This is a genomic window from Psychrobacter sp. NPDC078501, assembly GCF_044900935.1.
Classification (GTDB): Bacteria; Pseudomonadota; Gammaproteobacteria; order Pseudomonadales; family Moraxellaceae; genus Psychrobacter.
The window spans coordinates 600,780-625,212 of record NZ_JBJDOS010000002.1; the positions used below are offsets into that span (position 1 = coordinate 600,780).

The 24,433-nt window shown below is 42.5% G+C and carries 17 protein-coding genes and 1 other RNA gene; 5 read left to right on the plus strand and 13 right to left on the minus strand.

Features of this window, described 5'->3' with window-relative positions:
• Positions 1-7 precede the first annotated feature (7 nt).
• The 7 genes from ACI2IW_RS05475 to ACI2IW_RS05505 form a co-directional block, all read right to left on the minus strand.
• Positions 8-1,792: an acyl-CoA dehydrogenase C-terminal domain-containing protein gene (locus ACI2IW_RS05475; RefSeq protein WP_102092994.1), complete on the minus strand. Its 1,785-nt coding sequence runs from the start codon at positions 1,790-1,792 to the stop codon at positions 8-10.
• Between the two features lie 348 nt (positions 1,793-2,140).
• Positions 2,141-3,934: an acyl-CoA dehydrogenase C-terminal domain-containing protein gene (locus ACI2IW_RS05480; RefSeq protein ID WP_404692931.1), complete on the minus strand. Its 1,794-nt coding sequence runs from the start codon at positions 3,932-3,934 to the stop codon at positions 2,141-2,143.
• Between the two features lie 601 nt (positions 3,935-4,535).
• Positions 4,536-6,248 carry a putative bifunctional diguanylate cyclase/phosphodiesterase gene (locus tag ACI2IW_RS05485; RefSeq protein ID WP_404692932.1) on the minus strand — a complete coding sequence of 571 codons (1,713 nt, stop codon included), beginning with the start codon at positions 6,246-6,248 and terminating at the stop codon, positions 4,536-4,538.
• 173 nt (positions 6,249-6,421) lie between these two features.
• A complete protein-coding gene (locus tag ACI2IW_RS05490; RefSeq protein WP_404692933.1) occupies positions 6,422-7,303 on the minus strand; it encodes a 16S rRNA (uracil(1498)-N(3))-methyltransferase in 882 nt (293 codons plus the stop codon).
• A gap of 300 nt (positions 7,304-7,603) precedes the next feature.
• On the minus strand, positions 7,604-8,482 hold the full coding sequence (gene metF / locus ACI2IW_RS05495; RefSeq protein ID WP_404692934.1) for a methylenetetrahydrofolate reductase [NAD(P)H]: 879 nt from the start codon (positions 8,480-8,482) through the stop codon (positions 7,604-7,606).
• A complete protein-coding gene (gene ahcY, locus ACI2IW_RS05500) occupies positions 8,466-9,890 on the minus strand; it encodes an adenosylhomocysteinase (protein ID WP_191113667.1) in 1,425 nt (474 codons plus the stop codon). The genes metF and ahcY overlap by 17 nt, the downstream gene beginning before the upstream one ends.
• Before the next feature lie 351 nt (positions 9,891-10,241).
• On the minus strand, positions 10,242-12,158 hold the full coding sequence (locus ACI2IW_RS05505) for a TonB-dependent receptor plug domain-containing protein (protein WP_404692935.1): 1,917 nt from the start codon (positions 12,156-12,158) through the stop codon (positions 10,242-10,244).
• Positions 12,159-12,653: 495 nt separating this feature from the next.
• Here ACI2IW_RS05505 and ACI2IW_RS05510 point away from each other — a divergent pair, with 495 nt between their 5' ends.
• On the plus strand, positions 12,654-14,561 hold the full coding sequence (locus ACI2IW_RS05510; RefSeq protein ID WP_404692995.1) for a mechanosensitive ion channel family protein: 1,908 nt from the start codon (positions 12,654-12,656) through the stop codon (positions 14,559-14,561).
• A 61-nt stretch (positions 14,562-14,622) separates the two neighbouring features.
• On the opposite strand, the gene ACI2IW_RS05515 is transcribed toward ACI2IW_RS05510, so the two are convergent.
• From ACI2IW_RS05515 to ACI2IW_RS05535, 5 genes are all read right to left on the minus strand, one after another.
• Positions 14,623-15,255, minus strand: a complete 633-nt coding sequence (locus tag ACI2IW_RS05515) for a DNA-3-methyladenine glycosylase family protein (RefSeq protein ID WP_404692936.1) — start codon at positions 15,253-15,255, stop codon at positions 14,623-14,625.
• A 207-nt stretch (positions 15,256-15,462) separates the two neighbouring features.
• Positions 15,463-16,194 carry a Smr/MutS family protein gene (locus ACI2IW_RS05520; protein WP_179798976.1) on the minus strand — a complete coding sequence of 244 codons (732 nt, stop codon included), beginning with the start codon at positions 16,192-16,194 and terminating at the stop codon, positions 15,463-15,465.
• Between the two features lie 107 nt (positions 16,195-16,301).
• Positions 16,302-17,177 carry an indole-3-glycerol phosphate synthase TrpC gene (gene trpC, locus ACI2IW_RS05525; RefSeq protein WP_404692937.1) on the minus strand — a complete coding sequence of 292 codons (876 nt, stop codon included), beginning with the start codon at positions 17,175-17,177 and terminating at the stop codon, positions 16,302-16,304.
• 161 nt (positions 17,178-17,338) lie between these two features.
• Complete coding sequence (trpD, locus tag ACI2IW_RS05530) at positions 17,339-18,460, minus strand: anthranilate phosphoribosyltransferase (RefSeq protein ID WP_341609253.1); 1,122 nt, start codon at positions 18,458-18,460, stop codon at positions 17,339-17,341.
• Positions 18,461-18,558: 98 nt separating this feature from the next.
• Entirely contained in the window at positions 18,559-19,182 is a 624-nt protein-coding gene (locus ACI2IW_RS05535) for an anthranilate synthase component II (RefSeq protein WP_404692938.1), read from the minus strand.
• A gap of 828 nt (positions 19,183-20,010) precedes the next feature.
• Between ACI2IW_RS05535 and glnA the strand changes: the two genes are divergently transcribed.
• A complete protein-coding gene (gene glnA / locus ACI2IW_RS05540; protein WP_057760355.1) occupies positions 20,011-21,420 on the plus strand; it encodes a type I glutamate--ammonia ligase in 1,410 nt (469 codons plus the stop codon).
• 202 nt (positions 21,421-21,622) lie between these two features.
• Entirely contained in the window at positions 21,623-22,366 is a 744-nt protein-coding gene (locus tag ACI2IW_RS05545; protein ID WP_404692939.1) for a DUF4124 domain-containing protein, read from the plus strand.
• Between the two features lie 79 nt (positions 22,367-22,445).
• Here the strand turns inward: ACI2IW_RS05545 and ACI2IW_RS05550 are convergent, their stop codons facing one another.
• Entirely contained in the window at positions 22,446-23,162 is a 717-nt protein-coding gene (locus tag ACI2IW_RS05550; protein ID WP_371547160.1) for an SIMPL domain-containing protein, read from the minus strand.
• A gap of 308 nt (positions 23,163-23,470) precedes the next feature.
• Between ACI2IW_RS05550 and ffs the strand changes: the two genes are divergently transcribed.
• Together ffs and ACI2IW_RS05560 are read left to right on the plus strand one after the other, a co-directional pair.
• Positions 23,471-23,567: signal recognition particle sRNA small type (gene ffs / locus ACI2IW_RS05555), an RNA gene on the plus strand.
• 268 nt (positions 23,568-23,835) lie between these two features.
• Positions 23,836-24,432 (plus strand): LemA family protein, encoded by a 597-nt coding sequence (locus tag ACI2IW_RS05560; RefSeq protein WP_201548292.1) that lies wholly within the window; start codon positions 23,836-23,838, stop codon positions 24,430-24,432.
• Position 24,433 lies beyond the last annotated feature (1 nt).

The following is a 24,433-nucleotide window of genomic DNA, read 5'->3' on the forward strand; positions in this document are numbered from 1 at the left end:
AGCTAGCTTAGCTTGCAGGAACGTCGAAATAAGCAAGATCAAAGTTCATCATCGGGTCACTACCAGCTTTGACCATTTGTGCATGAGCATCGATACGTGGTAAGACACGGCCAACGAAATAGTCAGCAAGCTTGGCTTTATTGGTATAAAACTCGCCTTCTTTGCCATTAGCGGCTTCTACCATCAACGCAAACATGTACGAGTAAGCAAGGTAGCCAAACGCATGCATGTAGTCGACCGCACAGCCATTGATTTCGTTTTTGCGTTCACCGATGTTGTTAAGCACAGTGGTGGTTAGCTCTTCGATGGTATCTGCTGCATTCAATGTAGCTTGTTTGATAGCGTGGTCTGCTTGCATATTGTTAACAAAGTCACGAATTTCACCCAAGAAATGAGTGACGTACTTGCCGTTGTTACGAGCAACTTTACGACCTAACAAATCAAGCGCTTGAATACCGTTGGTACCTTCATAAATCTGTGCAATACGTGTATCACGAACGATCTGCTCCATACCCCATTCGCGAATATAGCCATGACCACCAAATACTTGCTGACAATCAACAGTGGCTTCTAGTGCTTTATCAGTCAGGAACGCTTTAGCAACTGGTGTTAACAGAGCAACACGAGCTGCAGCCGCTTTGGCTGACTCAGGATCGGTACTAAATTTCTCTTCATCAAGGTTTTTGGCAACGTACATCGCAAAACAGCGCGATGCTTCAGTGTTTACTTTAGCATTCAATAGCATACGACGGACGTCAGCATGATGAATAATAGCATCAGCAGGTTTTTCTGGGCTTTGTAGCTGGGTATCGCTACGGCCTTGACCGCGGTCATTGGCATATAACGCTGCATTTTGATAGGCAAGCTCAGAACCACCAAGGCCTTGCAAGCCCATAGTGACACGCTCGTAGTTCATCATGATAAACATTGATGATAGACCAGTGTTTTCCGCGCCAACCATCCAGCCTTTAGCATTATCAAAGTTCATGACACAAGTCGCAGAAGCTTTGATACCCATTTTGTGTTCGATAGAGCCTACCGCTAATGTGTTGCGCTCGCCTAAGCTGCCATCTGCATTGACCAAGAATTTTGGTACGACAAATAGTGAGATGCCTTTTGAGCCTTCTGGTGCATTTGGTGTTTTTGCCAATACCAAATGAATGATGTTGTCAGTAAGGTCATGCTCACCACCAGTGATAAAGATTTTGGTACCAGAGATATCATAGCTACCATCATCATTAGGCACAGCTTTGGTTTTGATAATACCCAAATCAGTACCAGCATGCGGCTCCGTCAAGCACATGGTGCCCGCCCATTCGCCGTTGTACATTTTTTCTAGATAAGTTTGCTTTTGCTCTTCAGAGCCAGCCGCATTTAAACAAAGTGTCGCACCGACTGTTAGGTTTGGATATAGGGCAAATGATTGGTTAGCAGTAAAAACCATCTCTTCAGTGAGCATGGTAACCATTTTAGGGAAGCCCTGACCGCCGTATTCAGCATTACCGCTTAAGCCAACCCAGCCAGACTCAGCATATTGCTTATAGGCTTCTTTGAAGCCTGTCGGCGTAGTGACGACGCCATCACCTTCGAAAGTTGCGCCTTCTTCATCACCGCTACGGTTAATAGGAAGTAGAATGTTTTTTGACAGTTTTCCCATTTCTTCTAAAATCATATCGACAGTTTCCATGTCGACATGAGCCAAGTTTTCGTTGTTTTGCCAAAACTCTGGCGCCTTGAATACGTCATTTAAGATAAAGCGCATGTCATTAAGAGGGGCATTGTAAACAGCCATAAACATTCCTTTGGTTCAAATAATTAAAATTGAAGTTGTTAAGATTATCAACTGTTCTCTTGGTATAACCTTAGCGATTAATAATCAAAGTTTAACAAATAAGCTTGTGAGCGAGTGTATTTCTTCGTGAATTGTGCGTACACCAAAAGTTAGCAGCAGCTATTGAAGTGCTTATAGACACCTCACTGACAACTAGAATGTGAGAAGGTAGACAGGTCGGTACTTATAGACAGTTGCTACTGTTAAAACTATGTTGATAGTTATCATAAGCACGCGCAAAACAAAGCGGCAACATACCGAAGTATATTGCCGCTCAAGATTATACGATTGCGAAGTTTAGCGCTTTAATTAAAAGGCAAACTGATCAACGTCCATGCTCATGTATGGCTCTACGCCAGTGCTGATACGCTGTACGTGCGTAGTAGTACGTGGCAATAGCTTAGCAAAGTAGAACTGAGCTGTTTTAACTTTAGCGTCATAGAATGCTTTTTCGCCAGTACCGTTTGCGATAGCAGTCTGAGCAACCAGTGCCATACGCGCCCATAAGTAGGCTAGGGTCACATAACCGCTGAAATACATATAGTCTACCGCAGCGCCGCCGACAGCATCTGGAGTTTCAGTTGCTTGCATACCGATGCGTGCAGTCAAATCGCCCCATTCTTTAAGATGCTTGGCAAGTGGGCGGATGAACTGACCCATTTCGTCGTTTTCTTTGTTTTCTTCACAGAATTCTTGGATAACGTTTACAAAGTTCGCAAGTAGCTTACCTTGTGAACCCAAGACTTTACGACCTAATAAGTCAAGCGCTTGAATCTCTGTGGTACCTTCGTATAAGCAAGAAATGCGTGTATCACGTACGTTCTGCTCCATACCCCATTCGCTAACGAAACCATGACCACCATAAACCTGGATGCCGTGGTTAGCAGCTTCTAGACCTGTTTCAGTCAAGAACGCTTTAGCAATTGGCGTCAGTAGTGACAACATTTGATCAGCAAACTTCAACTCTTCGCCTTCGCCTTTTGCGACGGTATCTGCAAAGTGGGAGAGGTAATAAACTAGCGCACGACCACCTTCAGCAAAGGCTTTTTCAGTCAATAGCATGTTACGAACCGCTGGATGTACGATGATAGGATCAGCCGCTTTTTCTGGTGCTTTCGTACCTGATAGTGAGCGCATCGCTAAGCGGTCTTTTGCGTAAGTCAATGAGCCTTGGAATGCATACTCTGCTGCAGTCAAACCTTGCACAGCTGTACCGATACGTGCCACGTTCATAAAGGTGAACATGCACTGTAGGCCGCGGTTTTCAGGTCCAATCAAGTAACCTGTTGCGCCATCAAAGTTCATGACACAAGTTGCAGAGGCTTTGATACCCATTTTGTGTTCGATAGAACCACAAACGACATTGTTGCTTTCGCCAACGCTACCATCTGCGTTGACCGTCATTTTAGGAACGATAAATAGCGAGATACCTTTAGTACCAGCAGGCGCGCCTGGTAGACGAGCCAATACAATATGGATGATGTTGCTGGTTAGGTCATGCTCACCGGCAGAGATAAAAATCTTTTGCCCCGTGATGCTATATCTACCATCTTCTTTAGGCTCAGCTTTGGTACGGATAATACCCAAGTCAGAACCCGCATGCGCTTCAGTAAGACACATGGTGCCTGACCATTCGCCAGTAACCATTTTTTCTAAATAGGTTTGTTTTTGCTCGTCAGTACCATGATGCTCGATGGTTTGAATAGCACCATGTGAGAGGCCAGGGTACATAGAGAATGACCAGTTAGCCGTACCAACCATTTCATTGATGACAGTAGATAATGAGAACGGCATGTTTTGACCGCCGAAATTTTCTTCAGCAGATAAAGCAGGGAAGCCAAGCTCACAATACGCATCATAAGCTTCTTTAAAGCCTTTTGGCGTGGTGACCTTACCATTGTCAAACTTACAGCCTTCAGCATCACCGCTTTGGTTTAATGGCGACAGTTCGTTTTCAGCAAAGCTTGCAGCCATTTCAAATAGGCTGTCCATTAGCTCGCGGTCAGCTTCTTGGAACGCAGGCAAAGTTTTGTAGTGGCTTTCACTATCGAGTAGTTCATGCATAACGAATTGGATATCACGTAAGGGCGCTTTGTATTGCATAACTTCCTGTCCTTTTTGGAATGTAACCGATCATAGCCAATAATGAGCATATGGTCGCACTATCCTCTAGTGCGTTATTCTTACCTAGCCAATCTGAAAATCTAAATAAAGGATAAACAGTAAAGCAGGTCAACCATGCTATCGATTACATAAAATAGTGTTGAAAAGAGTGGTGATTGTCAGAGTCAATGAGAGATTAAATGTGCTCTAACAAATTCACTATAAAAGATAGGCTTTCATAGGTGATTATACAAGTTTGGTGACAGGACTGATAAGTCATGAACCTATCTTGCATCGGTTATGCAATCGACGTTAGGCGCTAGTAAACAGCAGCATTAAGCATATGAAAACTCTAACGTTACTAAGACAGATAATCCTTTATACGACCAGTATTAACATGAAAAAACGACAGGCAAAAAAATAGCGTTCGCCAGAAAGACAAACGCATCAGTATAAATTACAACACTATTTGGTAGAACCGAGCATGTAAGTTATTTCACAGATATAAACGTGATAAACATCAAACATGCTCGTATGCTAGGAGTCTTAACATAGTAGTTTATGATTAATAAGTTATAACTTATAACGAATGGCTTAGCGTTTACTCAGAAGCATTTTGTTTAAGCAGCATCGCAGTGGCGACATCAGCAGCCACGGGTTTGCTAAACCAATAGCCCTGACCAATTTTGCAACCCATATCTAACAACACATCACGCTGCTGCTTAGTTTCGATACCTTCAGCAACGACTTGCATATCTAAAGCGACTGCTAAGTCTAAAATGGCTTTTACAATCGCGTGCTGGGTACGATCGGTTTCAATATTGGAGATAAAGCTCTTATCGATCTTGATAAAATCAAATGGGTATTCTTGCAAGTAGCTCAATGATGCATAACCAGTACCGAAATCATCGAGCGCTAGCCGTACGCCAAGCTCTCTAAGCGAGTTAAGCTGTTTTTTTACATTGTCATGACGCTGAATCAAAGACGACTCGGTCACTTCAATATGCAATTGATGGGCAGCAATGTCATTTTCTGTCAGTAGTGTGCTTACCATATCAAAGAAGTCAGGGTGGCTGAACTCAGCGGCATCAGCGTTGATACAGACGTGTTGATGAAACCCTTGCTGTTGCCAAACGGATAATTGTTTGACGATTTTGATGGCCAGTTGCGAAAATAAATCAAAGGAGAGCTTGTGCGCGATAATGGCATTGATAAAATGAACGGGCTTGAGTAATCCGCGAGTAGGGTGTTGCCAACGTACCAATGCTTCAAAACCTGTGATAGCCCCAGTCTCTAATGAGAACTTTGGCTGATAATAAGGAACGAATTGACCTTCAAGGGTAGCAGTCCTAAGCTCAGACTCTAACTCTAAGCTACCAGCGGTGGCGCTTTCAATGGCCTCATCGTACCAGCGAATATCATCACCACCGTGCTGCTTGACATAGTCCAGCGCTTTTTCTGCTTTGGTCAATAAACCGGTTACTTCGTTATCATCTTTTGGAAAACAGCTGACACCCACAGAGATATGGTAATAGATATTTGCATCTGTCGCATGGCTCTTATCAGTAGAGAAGGGGCGTTCACACATTTGCATGAGTGTGTCTAGTTGATGACGTACCATATTGGCATCTTTAACTTCAAACAGTAGCGCAAAATCATCACCACCGAAGTGAGAAAAGGAGCGTAAATTACGTAGTTTGAGCTTCTCGACTTCTTCTACAAAGTTTTTTATTAAATCATTGGCACCATCAGGCCCTAGTAGGCTGGCAAGATTGCGATAGCGGTCAATGTTTAAGCGTACAAGGACAACCTCTTGGTAACTATCCAATAGCATGTCACTTGTCTGGCTCAAAAATACTTTGCGGTTAGGGAGGCCTGTGAGCTGATCATAGTTGAGTAAATGCGCGACCTGTTTTTGATCTTTGATAACGGATGACATGTCACGTAGCATACCGACATGGTAGGCTGTCTGCTCGACATAAATCTTGCGATAAGTGACATGACAATCGATAGGTTCGCCATAACGATTGATCATCGAAAAATCAAGTTCGTAAAATCCATGACTGTCTAGGTTTTTACTGATGTCTTTCAAGATCAGCTGCTCTGCTTCTGATAAAAACTTAGCAGCATAAATACCAAGTGGCCGACCAACCAAGAACTCTTCTTTGTAGCCAATCATAAGCTCATAACTGGCATTGACCGCTAAATAACGTAAATTATCATCTAATACAAATATGGCGTCTTCAAGCTGTTCACATAGCGTACTCATCAACTGCTGCTTGATTGATACTGGAATAGTGTCAAAATTGCTCATAATAGTGGCTCACAAAAGATAAGGGCTTATAAAAATAAGAACTGCATTATCAATTTATTAACATTGAGTTGGCATCGCACTTTACTATGTACGATACAGAACAGACGTTATTTTGGACTATAAGCATAAAAGATAAAAACTACGATAGTCATACTAGTACTTATCAGTTTTTACTAGGTGCTTAAAGCATGTAAAGTAGCTAACGCTACCACTGGTGCAGTCTCGGTACGCAAGACTCTTGTCCCGATCTGCCAAGGCTTAAAGCCAACACTCTCCGCTTTCTGACATTCATCTTGACTCAGGCCACCCTCAGGCCCGATCAACAGTTTGATATAAGGGGTCTGTTGTTTGAGAATATCAGATAGAGCGCTAGGCATGGCAGGTTGTCCTGCTGCTGGTACGCTCATTTGCATACATAGATCTGCAGCGTTTGCTAATACTTGGTAGTAAGGATCATGACTAAGCACAGAAACGATAGAACTGACGGCCATTTGCGCCTTCGTAACGTCAGTAGTCTTAGCATCAGAATTGGTATTGCTTAGCCATTCGTTGATAGATTGTGGCGCAAGAATAAGAGGTGGACGATTAAGACCGCATTGTTCACAAGCTGCAATCGCTACTTGTTGCCAGTGCGCCAGTTTCTTTTCAACTTGAGCAGGTTTTAATGTGACTTCGCCATGGTGGCTGCTGAGCAACTGAATGGCAGTCACCCCAAGCTCAGTTGCTTTTTGAATAGCGTAATCCATACGCTCACCGCGGCTCATTACCAAACCAATCTGAGTGATAGTAAGCGGCGTACGATCGTCGTCTATATGTGTAAGCAAAGTAGCCGTGGCATTTTTTTTACTGATTGCCTGTAGCTCTACTGTATATTCGCCGCCAAATCCATCGAACAAAATCCCTTGATCCCCAATATTGGCTCGTAGTACACGGCACCAGTGATGGACAACACTATCAGGTAATTCGACATTGCTACCTAGCGGTAACTCACCCAATTTAGGTAGTGGTGAGGCATCAGCGTTGTCGTTGTTAATGGCATAAAAAAAACGTCGCACGTGGTCTTATTCCTATTATTTGATTGAGTGTAATTATTATTAGATCTATAGAATATCACTTGAGCCAATTAATGACATTTGTTTTATGAGAATTTTTCTTAATAAAGAAAATTATTCTTAGAGCAGCATTATTACACAGTGAAGAAATTTTTAAAAATTAAATAAGATAAAGTGTATGAATAAGACTGTAAAGGGCTATTGGTCAGAATTTTGACAATAAAAAACTGGCGCTCCTAGAAGCGCCAGTCATTGATAATGTGTTCAGGAATGATTAAAGGATATTCTAGAATGCTTACAAGTTTAAGCGGTCAATCCCAAAGCTTCTACTAAGCGTTTGTTTGGCTCAACTTTGTTCATGCTATAAAAATGCATGGCAGGTACGCCCTCGGCAATCAAACGTTCACACAAGCGATAAACCACATCAAAGCCAAACTCACGAATAGCCTTACTATCATCGCCAAAATCCGTCAACTGTTTACGTACATAGCGCGGAATATCAGCACCACAACTATCAGCAAAACGCAAGAGATTGCTTGAATTGGTAATTGGCATGATACCAGCAACCAAAGGCTGAGATACTGTGTCAATACCGCGTTTCTCTAGCTTATCACGCAAGTACAGATAGCTGTCAGCGTTGTAGAAAAACTGGGTAATCGACGCATTGGCACCAGCTTGGTACTTATTTACCAAGTTATCGATATCAAACTCAAAGCTACGCGCTTGTGGGTGCATTTCAGGGTAGGAGGCCACTTCGATATGGAAGTGATCACCCGAATGCTCACGAATGTACTTTACCAAATCTACCGCAAATGGTAGTTCACCCATGCCCACCTGACCTGATGGCAAGTCGCCGCGTAGCGCTACTAAGCGTCTAATACCTAAAGTCTTATAATACTCGAGCAATTCAGCGATTTCAGCTTTGTCATCGCCAATACAAGACATATGCGGTGCGATTTCAGTGGTACCACGCGCACTTAGTGCCTGTACGATATCTAAGGTGCGGCTACGGGTTGAACCGCCCGCACCATAAGTTACCGAAAAATAAGCTGGTGACAACTTATTAAGCTCATCATACGTGCTGAGAAGCTTTTCGTGACCTTGCTCGGTCTTCGCAGGAAAGAACTCAAAGGAGAAAGCAGGCTTACTCACAGTCAGGCTCCTTTTAGTATTTATAAGCATCAGGCTTGAATGGACCTTCAACTGGCACACCCAAATACTCAGCTTGCTTTTGGGTCAGCTTAGTTAGCGTACCGTTAAAGCCTGCAACCATCGCAGCGGCCACTTCTTCGTCTAACTTTTTAGGCAATACTTTTACGTATAGGTTGTCAGTACGTTGGTCAGCTGGCAAGTCAGCGAATTTTTCTTCGAACAGATACATTTGAGCCAATACTTGGTTGGCAAATGAGCCGTCCATCACGCGTGATGGGTGACCAGTGGCGTTACCTAGATTCACTAGGCGACCTTCAGCAAGCAAGATCAAATAGTCGTTCTCATCGTCTGAACGGAAGATTTGATGAACTTGTGGCTTAATTTCAACCCAGCGCCAGTTGTCACGCATGAATTGTGTGTCGATTTCGGTGTCAAAGTGACCGATGTTACATACAACAGCACCAGGCTTAAGGGCTGCTAGCATATGACGGTCACAAACGTGATAGTTACCAGTAGTCGTGACGATCATGTCAGTGTCTTCAAGCAAGCGCTTGTTGATGCTGGCTGCGCCGCCCGTGTTATCACCGTCGATGTATGGTGATAATACTTCAAAACCGTCCATACATGCCTGCATAGCACAGATAGGATCAACTTCTGAAACACGTACGATCATGCCTTCTTGACGTAAGCTTTGCGTAGAGCCTTTACCTACATCGCCGTAACCGATAACCAAAGCGCGGCGACCAGCAAGGAACATATCGGTAGCACGTTTGATAGCATCGTTTAAGCTATGACGGCAGCCATATTTGTTGTCGTTTTTAGACTTGGTAACCGCATCGTTGACATTGATAGCTGGTACTTTAAGCGTACCTTTACCAAGCATCTCAACCAAGCGATGAACGCCAGTAGTGGTTTCTTCTGAGATACCATGGATGTTATCAAGCAGCTCTGCATAATCGCTGTGAATCAAAGCAGTCAAATCACCGCCATCATCTAAAATTAAGTTAGCATCCCAAAGTTGGCCTGACGCTTCGCCGCCAACATGTACTTGCTGACGTAGGCACCACTCGTACTCTTCTTCTGTTTCGCCTTTCCAAGCATAGACAGAGATGCCAGCAGCAGCAATTGCAGCAGCAGCATGGTCTTGAGTTGAGAAGATGTTACATGATGTCCAGCGTACTTCAGCACCTAGCGCGACTAGTGTCTCGATAAGTACGGCAGTCTGAATAGTCATGTGGATACAGCCAGCGATTTTCGCGCCTTTAAGCGGCTGGTCTGCTTCGTAGCGGCGACGCAAGCCCATTAGGGCAGGCATTTCGGCTTCAGCAAGGGTGATTTCACGACGGCCGTAATCAGCAAGGCTGATGTCAGCGACTTTATAGTCAGTGAAAGAGGGATCGATCGTATGGGCAGATGGTGTAGTAGACACTGCGTCCATAATATGCTCCTATCAGTGGTTAACGAATGATAAAAAGAATAAAAACGCAGGTGCCGTTGTTTGCGCTGTGAGCGACCAAAAATATGGTCTCTCGACAGTTAACCGAGCCTAACATAACCTGTGATTGCATAACTATAGAATGTTAATGCAGTAAATCACTGTTATGGCGCAACACCTCTCGGAGGTCGTTATTGTAATAGATGAGTGGTTAATTGTCACCTATTGACTTAGATAAATGATAGGCAGTCATGGCATAAGTACCTGTATATTTTCCATAGGTAAAAAAAAGGCCACCTGTAGATGACCTTTTATATTTAGTTAAGCGCTAGTGTTTTATAGTACTAAGTCAGCTTAGTACCAGTTGTAAGTTAGAGAGGTAAAGTAGTTGATACCGTCAGTATCATAACCAGGTAGCGTGATGTATTTCTCATTGGTGATGTTATCCAAACGAGCAGTCATAGTAAGATTATCAGTTAACTGATAGTTACCGCTAATATTGAACAATCCATAATGATCGACAAACTGCGACTCTGCATTAGCAGTATTACTATAATAATCGCCTACGTATTCATACTCGGCACGAATATCAAAGCTTGATAGGCGATAGCCTGCATAAATCAGACCTTTGTGCTCAGGACGAACGGCAAGGAAATTACCATCATTACTACCGCCACTGCTGTCTTTTGCTTGCTGGTAGTCATAACTCGCACCAAATAAGTAGTCATCGATTATCCAGTCTGATGTTAGCGTGATCCCTTTTATTTTAGCTTCATTGACGTTTTCGCTAGCACCTGCATATGGGTTGCTAGGAGTGGGGTTTGATACATAGCTGATTAGGTCGTCAACTTTATTATGGTAGCCAGTCAAGCGTGTAGATTGAATAGTTGTGTCATATTCAATAAAGGCTTCATAGTTATCGCTGGCTTCTGGTGTTAGTTCGGCATTGCCGCCGAAAGGTGAGTATAAGTCATTGAAGCTAGGTGCTCGGAAACCTTTAGCATAACTGGCACCGATACGTAGGTTAGGATTGATGTGTAGCGCACCACCTAGGTTGTAAGTGGTCTCATCACCATACTGCGAATTATCATCATAACGTAGGTTTGCTTGTGCATCGAACTTATCGTTGGCTAGCACATAACCCAAAAAAGCACTGGTGACATCGCGATCATCAACATCATAGTCAGTGGTATCGATACTTTGGTTTAAATATTCTGCTCCGTAGACACCTGTACCGATAGGTAGTGAGTGCTGACCTACTAAGCTAACTTGATCTTGTTCGGTATCATAATTGCTGGCATAGGTTTCAGTATCTATATTATCAATAGAATGACCATATTGCAGCTTCACCGAAGCACCTGGCTGATAACGCCAATCGATAAAGGCTTGAGCTGCGCCCGTTTCTTGATCAGAATAGACATTTTGCGCCGCACCATTATCAAAATAAGTCGTTGATTCACTGTACAGTGCACTAGCACCTGCCGACCATTGATCATTAATACGCTGATTCAAAGCAATGCTCACATTATCACTTTCAAAACCGTCGTCATCTTTGTTGTAAGGAGCATATTGGTTACTAGGATCGGGTAGCGTGGCATTGATACCGTCTGTTTCATTGTGGCTAGCTGATAGGCTAAGGGCTGTGCCAGTATTATTGGCAAACTGTGCACTCGCGCCATATAGGTACTGATCATTCGAGCCGACACCCGCAGTTACAGAGTAGTTAGTCTTTTCAACATTGCTGCCTTTGGTAAATACTTGAATGACACCGCCCATTGCATCTGCACCATATATACTAGAGCCTGACGCGCCGTATAATATTTCGATACGATCGATCTGGTCTGCTGGTAGTAAGTTTAGGGCACTAGTACCTGTACTTAATGAGCTATAGCGTATGCCATCAATCAGTACTAAGATCTGCTTGCCATCGTAGCCACGCATATAAAGGTTTGAAACCGTCCCCATGCCGCCGTTTGTATAATGGCTGATACCAGGCTGGCGTTTTAGTACTTCTAATACTGTTTGACCTTGATAACGTTTAAGCTCTTTACTATTTACAACCCGTGTCTGAGCAATCACATTACTGACTTTAGTAGGTGTGCGAGTCGCTGTTACTACGATTTCGTCAAGCTCAACTTGTGGTAAGTTACTATCGTCAATGGAAGTGTTTTCAGAAGTGGCTGCCATTGCAGTATTTACTGCTAGTAAGCCAAGCGCGCTCAAAATACTTAAACGAAGATAGGTACGTGAAGATGCACGTGATACAGACATAGTCGATTCCAAAGTAATCAAGTTAAAAATGCAGAAATGAGAGGTAACTATTATGACGTAAAAGGGGTCAAAAGTTACAAAAAACAGTATATAAGCAAAACTGTGCTCATTATCTACAAATTGTCCTGCTTTATAAACTACTTTAACCTAATGTTTACTCAGGTTAGGCTGAATGTTATTCAGGTTGGCTTGCTAAATAGTCAGTTAAAAATTACTTTACTTAGAAATTCTAGGAGAAATAATTCAACTTTATAAGAGAAGCCTATCCTTAAAAACACCTATTATTAGAAGCACACCTAGAGTAAGAAACCAAATACCAATACAGTTAGCTACAAAATTGCGTAATCAAAAGCACTGCTGTTATAAATAATTGTTACTATAGTATGGACGCCACCTGTCATTTATCATGCCATTTAAACTAAGAGGTTTGTTTTGTCTATCAAGCACAATCTGACTCCCAGTCCTTCGCCTAATTTATTCCCTGTTATTACTAAGATGCCATTTATAGTCGCAATGCTATTACTGACTATGCTGTTGAGTATTGCCTTGCCAAATAATGCCTATGCTGTCGAGGCTGGTGCGCTTGGAGTGGGTAATGACAGTAGTGGAGAGACAGTAAGTACGCCATTGCCTGATTCATTCGGACGAGATACGCCGCGTCATACGGTACAAGGGTTTATCAGTGCGTTGGGCGAAAATGATTATTTGCTGGCAAGTAATTATCTCAACTTATCAAAGTCCGATAACCCAACGACCGTTGTGCGACAGTTCAAACAGGCACTGGATGCAGGAGGGCGTTTTCAGCCGGATCTACAGATTAGCAATTCACCTGAGGGTAATCTAACTGACCAACTGCCACCTAGCCAAGAAAATGTCGGTGTGATTAATATCGGGGAGCGAAGTGTTCCGCTATTGCTAGAAAGGGTGGTCTCAAAACAAAACGAACAATATTGGCAATTCTCTAGCGATACACTGACCTCAGTACCAGAAGTGATAGAAAATACTGAGCCGACTTTGGTCTCTCGCTATACGGTTGATTCTTTAGATGGTAAAAAGCTTTTTGGCTATCAACTAGCTGATTTGGTCGCCGCGCTCACCATGATTGTGACTAGCTTTGTACTTACTTATGTCGCGGTATGGTTGCTATACCACTTATTAAGGATTGTATATCCGCGTGTGCGCGGGACGCCGTTGCCATTGCCCGACAAAGTTATTTTGCCATTATCTGTTGTGATCATGGCCCTGATACTATCTGAAGTTATGGTTTATGCAGGGGTTTCGGTGACCCTGCGTGAGCCGGTCAATCGCTTTACGGATATTGCTTCTTGGTTGGCGCTGACTTGGCTACTATTACGAGTGATCGATGCGATATTTACTCGAGCGGTAAATCTAAGCTACAAGAAAAACTATACTGAGCGTGTCTCAATTTTGGGACTGATGCGCAAGGTTGTCAAAGCGCTATTACTGATATTTGCAGTGATTGTTATTTTTGGCAATTTGGGTTTTGATTTGACCACTGGTATTGCCGCACTGGGTGTGGGTGGTTTGGCGTTGGCCCTTGGTGCGCAAAAGACGATTGAAAACTTAGTTGGTAGTGTCGTCGTCGTCGCAGATTCACCTGTGCGTATCGGTGACTATTGTAAGTTTGGTACTTACGAAGGCACAGTTATTGATATTGGTATTCGCTCATCGCGCGTACGAACCTTGTCGCGGACGATTGTTACGGTACCAAATGGTGATTTTTCATCGATGCAGATCGAAAACTTTACCTCTCGCGATATGTTTCGTTTTTTCCATTACTTATATATTAAGCGTACCGCTGATCTTGACGTAATATTCAAAATGGTTAATGACTTGGATGAATTTATAAAAGAGCATGATTTGACCAATCAAGAATGGAATCAGGTCAATATTTTGGAGTTGCGCCAAGATTGCTATGTTATTCAGTTGCAAGCTTATGTGAATGCTATTGGTATCATTGAGTTCTATGACAAACAAAACGCTTTGTTTGTCGATATATTAAAGAAAGTCGCGAAATATAAAGTAGAACATGCATTGCCGACTCAGCAGTTGATTGTTAATCAAGCTGAACTTGAACATCATGTGGGAAGTAGTACTGATGAATCAGATAACAGTAGTAACTCTGCTAGTAATGAAGTGTCTGATAACAAGGAAGTAAACACAAGCGTATACAGGAAAGATTACAACGACGATGGCGTTAATCTTCGTAAAGATAGCGACAAGGCTAAAAATGATGTTGCAAGTCACCACAAATTCTCTATGGCGACCGTCAGCAGAAGTGGTGCGCTTAAGGCACTAAAGCATAAAAGTCATATGCTAAGAAAAAGTAAGTTTAAGCATACCAAAAGAAAAATTGGCTTTTCTATATGGAACCAGCCTTAAAAGAGACTCTTTGCTCACGAATGGTAGTGAATAACACTGGCTATGTTTTTTGCTCAATTAGTTATAAAGGTACTGCGGTTTTATCACGTAATAAACCGTAGTACGACCAAAGCAGTAGACTGGCAGCGCTACGATAAGGTGACCAATGCTGAGTTAAGTCTTTTAGCTGCTTGGGTGTTGGGCGCTCTGCTAAGCCTAACAACTCCATGGCTGCAACTTTAATGGCCAAATCATCGACTGCAAGTATGTCTGCACGTTTTAATGAAAATAATAAATACATCTCAGCTGTCCAACGTCCAATCCCTGTCACGGCTGTCAAGGTTGTTATGACTTCTTCATTTGGCAAAGTTTCTAAGGCTGCAAAGTCTATATCATGATCTACTAATGAACGCACATAACGAGTTTTTTGCTTAGACAATCCTTGTGTCTTCAAAGTATCATCTGTCGCCTCGCGTATAGCTTGCGGGGTGAACAATTCTGCATCAACCAACCGTTTCCAAATGCTGGCAGCGGCGGCAACTGATAACTGCTGACCGACCATCGCTCTCATCAACTGCTCAAACCCACCTGCGTTGTGCCTAAGATTAGGTGTGCCGACCTGCTTATGGACAGGGGCGAACCTTGGTTCAATGGTAATCAGTGCAGCAATTTGCTGTTCTAGTTCGTTAATGTTTTCAATAGTCTGTATGTTCATAGTGATTTCGCTTTGCTAATTAGAAGGTGCTCAAGTCTATATATTAATAAAAGGTGAGAAGCTCACATTAAATGGAATGTACATTAAAGAGAGCGTTCATTGAAGGAAACATCGTTGCAGTCTACCTCTAGACCATAAGTGATTGATAAAAAAAGGACTGCAAATAAGCAGTCCTTTTGATGTAGTACCGTATCACTAACAATAGACCTATTCGCCATCTGCTTTAGGTTTTTTAAGTAGTACTAGTACAGCACCGTTACCACCATCTTTTGGTGGCGCAGAGCAAAAAGCTAATACTTCTGGCAATTGACGCAACCAGCCATTGATACAGGTTTTTAGAATCGCTTCGCTACCTTTACCATGGACGATTTTTACCATAGTTTCGTTTTTCTGCTTGGCTTGGCTCAATAGTTGAGTCATCGCTTCGCGAGCTTCTTCTATCGTACAGCCATGGATATCTACCGCATCATACCAACGTAGCTTGCCTTTTTTGAGCTGATCAAAGATTTTATTTTGCAGTGTTGGTTGCTTATAAGACAAATAAGCTTCAGCAGCAACAGGGTTCAGTAGTGCTTGCATATCTGACAAACCTGCGCCTAGATCACTGGCTTCACTACCTTGAGCCGCAGCACGTTTTGATAGTGTCGCTGCATCAGGCTTACCTGCTTTAGTTGCGCTGGCAGGTGAGCGGACATTTTTGTCTTCTAGCTGATTGACACCGTGCATGGCTTGCATAAATAGAACTTTATCGTCATCGATATGCTCACTATCTAGCTGCTTAACTGTCTTTTTTACTTGCTTTTGAGTCGGTAGCGACACCGGCTCAGTTGGCTTTTGATTCTCACCTTCAGGTGAATTGGTATCACGGCCTTTGCTCAGCTGGCCTTTGAGTTCTTTGAGCTGGTCTTGCATTTCTTTTGAAAACAGAGAGTTTGACATAAAAGTTAACGTATCGTTGATTGATGAATGGTTGATTGAACTATGTCTATAGCGCACATATTGTTCAAGCTATTAGCATATATTTAATCATAAATTATTGAGTTACTTTACCCGTCTGCTGCGACGCCCGCAAGTAGGGATTGTAACGCTTGCCCTGGATGATCAGTTTTCATAAATTGTTCACCGATTAGAAAGTGCTGAATATCATTACTTAGCATAAGACGAATATCATCACTGCTATGAATGCCGCTCTCGGTCACGATAAGTGGTTTTTGCTCAGTGCTATTAGCATCAGCAGCGAGTGCATCGTTTAAAATATTTTTCAGATCAAGCGTGGTTTGCAGGTCCACATCAAAGGTATTTAAATCACGGTTATTGATACCATAAATATTGTGCGCTGAGCGTGGCAACTGTAGCGCACGCTCAAGCTCAGATTGGGTATGTACTTCTATCAATACGTCCATACCAAGCTCAATACTGAGTGCATGTAGCTCTTGCACTTGCGCATCATCTAGGCAAGCCATAATGAGTAGAATGCAGTCAGCGCCCATTAGGTAAGATTGATAGATTTGATAGACATCAATCATAAAGTCTTTACGTAATATCGGTAGACTTGAGGTATTAGCTGCTTGAATAAGGTAGCTGTCATCACCCTGAAAGTAATCACGGTCGGTCAATACAGACAGACAACTAGCACCCGCTTGCTCATACTGCTGCGCAAATAGAGCAGGGGTAAAGTTATGATTGATAATGCCTTTAGACGGCGAGGCTTTTTTAATCTCAGCAATGATACCGATACCATTTTCTTTAGTGCCAGCAGCACGTAATGCCGCGGCAAAACCTCGACGCGGTTTATCATCAGCTGCGACCTGTGCTTTCAAGTCCTCTAGAGACAATGCTTCGCGAGCGGCTTTTACTTCTTCTACTTTGGTGGCGACAATGCGCTGTAGCACTGATGGTATGTCTGAATGGGTTGTGGTCATACGGGTATCCGAATATCGTTAAATGTAAATATAGTCAGAGAGCTATTAATAACTACTAAGCGGCTACGGCATTACCCTTCTTAGATGTACAATCTATGGTTGGCGGCCTTGCATCCGTTTTAGGTTTTCTTGACTATAGACAGTAGATTAGTGCTTATAAGTTAACCTTGAGCGACTAACTGTTGGGTATAGTTGGCCAAAGACTCAAGTTTTAGTAAAGCATCGCCATTTTGAATAATTTTTTGTGCTCGGCTAACACCGTTAGGGTAGTTGCTGGCAAGTCCTGCGGTGTATATCGCGGCACCTGCATTTAGCGCAATCATATCACGTGCTTTAAGTACGGCACGGTCATGAGTGTCGGCTCCAGATAGCGCAGCACGAATCAACTCAAGACTTTGTGCTGGAGAGTCGACATCGAGGCCAATAAGAGTTTGTGACTCGATACCCGCATCTTCTGGCATCATGTCATAGACTGATATCTCGCCATCTTTTAGCTCAGCGACTGTGGTCGAAGTCGCAAGACTGATTTCATCAAGACCATCTTTCGCGCCTACTACCATGACATGACGTGCGCCTAAGTTTTTCATTACTTTGGCAATCGGCTCACATAGCTGCGCAGTAAATACACCAATGACTAAGTTTGGCGTGCCAGCAGGGTTGGTCAATGGGCCTAAAATATTAAAGATGGTACGTGCCTTTAGCTCACGGCGTACAGGGTTGGCATAACGCATGGCACTATGATGATTGGGTGCAAATAAAAATCCAATACCTTGGTTTTCGATACAGTCTTTCGCCTGCTCTGGCGTGAGCGCTAGACTGATGCCTGCTTGCTCAAGTAAGTCTGAGCTACCAGATTTGGTTGAGACGCCGCGATTGCCGTGCTTAGCAACTTGTGCACCAGCTGCCGCAACAACCAATGCCGACGCAGTCGAGACATTGAACAGATTAGCACCATCGCCGCCAGTACCAACGATATCTACCAAGTAGTCGCAGTTCTTTGGTTTAATGTTGGCGGCTAGTGCACGCATGGCGCTGGCTGATGCAGTAATCTCGTCGATGGATTCGCCTTTCATGCGTAGGCCTGTCAAGATAGCGCCCATCATAGCGTCGCTACATCTACCTTGCATGATGATGAGCATCACTTGATACATCTCATCAAAGGTTAAGTCAATGTGTTGAAATATTCTACCCAAAGCTGTGGTTAGCAATTGATGCGTTTGCTCATCAGACAATTCTGCAATACTCTCTGGTGTGTGCGTTTCTTCTATTGTTGTCGTACTCATTGTAGTCTCACTTACTATTATTTTTTATATGAATCTGTGTGGAATTTGGCATGGGCTTATGAAAGCAGTATTTTTTACCGACGTGCTTTTAGTCAAATCTAGCCAACTTGTGGTAGCTCATCGGATGTCAGAGTAGCCAATCCATGAGTCTGTAAAAAGTTATTGAGCAATTGATAACCTGCTTCGCTCAATATCGACTCAGGATGGAACTGAACACCTTCTACAGCAAACGCCTTATGACGAATACCCATGATTTCCTCAATACTACCATCAGTATTCTGTGTCCATGCGGTGAGCTCAAGGCAGTCTGGTAGGCTTGTCTTGTCAATGACGAGCGAATGATAACGCGTAACCTGTGACGGGTTAGGTAATCCAGCAAACACACCTTGCTCGTTGTGATAGATAGCTGATAAGCGGCCATGCATGACTTCGCCAGCTTTGACCACTTGACCGCCAAAGGCTTGACCGATAGCTTGATGACCCAAGCAAATACCCAGTATAGGAATAATTCCTTTAAATGTCTCAATGGCTTGCAGCGAAATACCCGCATGGTCAGGATCGCACGGACCTGGGCCAATCACAATGACATCAGGTGCAAGGGTTTTAATCTGCTCAATGCTGACCTGATCATTACGCCAGACAGTGATGTCCTGCTTTAGCTCACCGAAGTACTGTACGATATTGTACGTAAAGCTATCGTAATTATCGATCATCAAAATCATTAAGGCTTCAACTTATCAGTTTTATTATATTTTTAACATGAAATTGGTTTTCACTGTTATCGAGTCACTTGATTGTCAAAGACAAGCAGCTATGACTATAACAGAGGGGGTTATTGCGCGCGGTTATCTTACCACTATTTTGTTTTCTATCAAATGTAGGGTATAGGCTATCTAAGTAAGCACCAAGTAAAAACATATTTTTTATTATTATGTCGATAACTAGGATAGTTTGCCCAGAGACAATGTTATAAATTCAGATATTAACATTGCACCAGAAAGTAGCATTTCAAGAATTAACATACTTGTATTTGCACCAATTAAGTGCCTTTGGTTCTCAACTGGTGCTCTAATTGAGTGCTGCCCTAACAATTAATTTGATGGGAATTAATTAATATCCAATGATATTAAATATATAAATCACTGTAATTATTGGTAATTATATCTGCCTACAACTATATCTGGAGTTGGAGTGTCAATACATTGGCATAGCCTTTGCATTATTGCTGTTATGATTATTTTTAAAGCCAAAAAACTGGTCTAAGAATAATTATTAACAAGAGCTCGAAGAGTTCAGCATTATGAGTTGTATATTGCTAGAATGTCGTTAGGATTGAATTGGCGTATGTTAGACCATGTGCACAAATATTGGTCTGATTGAGTAAACGCTTTAGATGAGCATCTTGACTAATACACAAAATAGTGCTGATAATAAGCATAATATCGAATGCGCTATTTTAGTATTGAGAGCACATCTGACATTCTTGGACAAGAACATCATATTAATAATTTTAAATCGCAATTACGTGATCAACACAACGGAGACTATTCATGTCGAATAAACTATTAGATCTTATCCAATCCTCTAATGCTAAATGGGTTGATTTTCGCTTTACTGATACACGCGGCAAAGAGCAGCACATCAGCTTCCCAGCGCATACCGTTGATGAAGATGTCATGGAAGATGGCAAAATGTTTGATGGCTCATCAATCGCTGGTTGGAAAGGTATCGAAGCGTCAGATATGATCTTGCGTCCTGATCCAGAAACTGCTTTTGTTGACCCGTTCTTTGACGCGGTGACTGTGGTAGTGACTTGCGATATCATCGAGCCATCAACGCTACAAGGTTATGACCGTGACCCACGTTCTATCGCACGTCGCGCTGAAGAGTATTTAAAGTCTACTGGTATCGGTGATACTGCTTACTTCGGTCCAGAGCCTGAGTTCTTTGTATTTGACGATGTTAAATGGTCAGTCGATATGTCTGGCGTTAGTCATAAAATCACGGCTGAAGAAGCAGCATGGTCGACTAACGAGACTTACGAGTGGGGCAACATGGCGCATCGCCCACGTGTGAAAGGCGGTTATTTCCCAGTACCACCGATCGATAGCTCACATGATATGCGTGCTGTTATGTGTGAACGCATCGAAGAAATCGTTGGTGAAGGTTCGGTTGAAGTTCATCACCATGAAGTTGCTTCTTGCCAGTCTGAAATCGGTGTTGCATTCAACACGATGGTACGTAAAGCGGATGAAGTTCAGCAATTGAAATATGTTGTTCATAACGTTGCGCATCAGTTTGGCAAAACAGCGACCTTTATGCCTAAGCCAATCGTTGGTGATAACGGTTCAGGTATGCACGTACATATGTCAATCTCAAAAGACGGTGTAAACACATTCTCTGGCGATGAGTATGCTGGCCTGTCTGAAACAGCGTTGTATTTCATTGGCGGTATTATCAAGCATGCTCGTGCGTTGAATGCGATTACTAACCCATCAACGAACAGCTATAAGCGCCTAGTTCCTCATTATGAAGCGCCTATCAAACTTGCTTATTCAGCATCTAACCGTTCAGCATCTATCCGTATTCCACACGTGAGCAGCCCGAAAGCGGTACGTGTAGAAGCACGTTTCCCTGATCCAACGGCTAACCCATACTTAGCGTTTGCTGCACTATTGATGGCTGGCCTTGACGGTATCCAAAACAAAATGCATCCAGGTGAAGCTGCTGACAAAAACTTGTATGACTTGCCACCAGAAGAAGAAGCACAAATCCCAACGGTTGCAGAGAGCTTAGATGTTGCATTGCAAGCACTGCGTGACGATCATGATTTCTTATTAAAAGGCGATGTATTCACTGAAGACATGCTAGAAGCGTTTATCGCTTTGAAAGAAGAAGAAGTACAACGTCTGAACGTAACTGTACACCCTGTTGAATTTGACATGTACTACAGCTGCTAATTAGTCGCTAAAGCACTCAGTTATTTTGAGTCAAAAAGACCAGCTAAGTTATTCTTAGCTGGTTTTTTTATGCGTATTAATAAAGTGTATCAGTCCAATTGCTGAATTTTCTTTGAAATCGCTACTGATTTCATGTCAAAACTCACGCATAATAGTTTTATAAAATTATATTAATAGTAGACACTATCTAGGTTAATGGATTATGACTTTATTAGCAAAACCGAGTTTCTTGAAGGATAAGATTAGAGTTGGGTTATGGACTACGGTTGCTCTAGCTAGTCTTTGTACACCTCTCACAAATGCTGCACCCATTTATAAGGTGGTCGACGAGCAAACCGGTCAAGTCACCTTTACTGACCGTCCACAGGATTATGAGCAGCAAGCTGGCAAACAAGTCAGTCAAATGGCTATTACGACAGGTAATGAGACGAGCAGGTCAACTAGTCTGAATACGACAACCAATTCTAATACAAGTCGCCAATCATCAAATGCGTCGCAGACAGCGACTGCTACTGAGTCGCCTGCGATAAATACTAAGGTGACCACGCCAGTAAACTATCAGTTAGCCATTACTGAACCTAGCGAAGAGAGAGCCTATCGTCGTCCCGTACAGAATATCGATGTCAATGTACAGATTAAGCCTGCGTTACAGGCAGGTGATAGTGCCCGTATTTATTTTGATGATAAAGAGGTTGCACAAGGTTTGAGCGCATCTATTGCTACTGTTGATGTTTTGCCAGGTGCTCATACAATCAAGGCGGTTGTACAAAGCGAAACTGGCCAAACACTTGAGCAAATCACACGTACTGTATACGTGATTCAAAATACAACCACATTGCAAGACAACAAAAGAAAGGCAGCGCAGCTGTTGGCTTATCAAAAGTTAGCTTGGTATCAAAAATTGATGCTAAAACTGCGTCAACAGGAAGTTGCTCAGTCTCAATAATGATTGAATATAAAGGCAAGCACCGTTAACGATGCTTGCCTTTTTTGATGTAAATCACTTATTTTAACTATAAGCTGTCTTATTTAGTTAACTCGATGGTACCGTTAGCAGTCACCGAAATAGTGCTATTACCAGACTCAAAACTTTGGCTTGGTACAGAAGATTCAAGCGAATCTGCTTTCATGCTCATAGCGCTATACATCGGACGTGGATAGTTGCTACCTGTATTTAGGTTAACATTGACGACGCGGTAGCCACGAGCATCCCAAGCACGGGTAAGGCTCTTAGCTTGCTGCTGAAAAGCACGAGAGGCTTCGGTCATTAATTTTTGCTCTAGAGCATCCTTTTTGGTGTCTGATACACCAAAATTAAGATTGTCCATCACCAAGGTTTCTTGTAAGTCAGCAATGAGTTGGCTAGTCGCTGAAAAGTCTGTACTTTTTAAGTCTATGTTTGCTTGACCTGTCCAGCCAATAATTTTATCGTTTTTGTCGTAGCGTGGATAGGTGCGCTGTTGCCCTGTGCTCACGGTCACGCTAGGGTAGCGCTTGGCGATTTTCATGGCATTGTTGATTGAGGTGTTAAGCATTGTGGCTAAAGTCTTAGAGTCAGTGGCCTGTGCTTTTTTGTACAAGCTGGCGCGTACTTCGTCGTTCTGAATTTCTTCTTTTATTTCTGTCTGAAACGTCAGTTGATCATAGCCAGTGGGTTCTGCATGGGCGCTACCCATCATCGCTGTCATAAGACAGACCGTACCAGAAGCTAGTGCTGCTTTATTCAATAAAGTATTTTTCATTATTATCTCTTAAGTTGATTCTAATAATATATAAATGACAATTATCAACACTCATTTATACATGAAAAGTTGTCCCTATTGTTTTTTAAACATCGACATGGGTGCAACTTCATTCACTAAAATAGCAAAATTCATATAAGTTGCTGTGAGAATTTTGTGACCTAAGTTACTGATATAATTTGTGCTCATACATTGCGGACATGAGTTAATGAACTAAATGACAGTGCTATTTAGGGTCTAAAGCAAACAGTTTTAAGATAGGGGTTGTAAAATTAAAAAATTCTTGTATAATTTGCGACTGGTGGCTCCATTGGTAGCCTCGCAACATTGTTCTATGAATCCCGCCAGGACCGGAAGGTAGCAACGGTAATAGTTATAGTGTGTGCCGAGGATGTGCTGATGGAGTCGCTTTTTTTTGCCTAAAATTTGATATAAATATCAATAAAGTACAAAAGACATATTTGTGATGTATGAAGCCCTTTATTGTAAAGGGCTTTTTTTTGGTCAAAATTTTGTCTGATGGTTATCTATTTGCTTATGTAGTTTTCAATTTAACTTCCTGTTCGATTTCCTTTGTAGTTCCGATCTAGTTCTAAGGTTTTATTGATTAATATGAGCTAAAATACAATGTATTAACTTTTTATTAACATTCTAGACACCTTGGAGTTTGATTATGAAGATGTTTGTTTGGCTATTCATTGCGTTTGTGGTGTTGGTAGTTGTGTTTGGAGTATCCATTTTTAATAGATTGGTACGCGCACGTAACCAAGCAAAGAACGGCTTTGCTCAAATAGATGTGCAATTAAAGCGTCGTCATGATCTGATTCCAAACTTGGTCGAAACCGCTAAGCGTTATTTGAGTCATGAAGAAGAAACACTCACTCGCGTCATTAGCGCGCGCAATCACGCCCAAGATCTACAAGACTCTAATAAACATCAGCCAGACTCGCTAGAACACATGGCACTATTTGCAAAAGCAGAAGGTATGTTGTCCAAAGCGTTGAGTCAATTTTCCGCTGTCGTCGAAGCCTACCCAGAGCTAAAAGCTGATAGTATGATTAAGGAGCTCATGGACGAACTAACCAATACGGAAAATCGCATTGGATTTGCGCGTCAGCATTATAATGACAGCGTGATGTTTTATAATAACGATCGCGAAGTATTCCCAAATAACCTCGTTAGTACGACTTTTGGCTTTCGTCCACTCAGTCCGTTGGTATTTGAAGATAGAGAAGCGATTGCTCAGGCACCGATTGTCAATATGGGCTAAG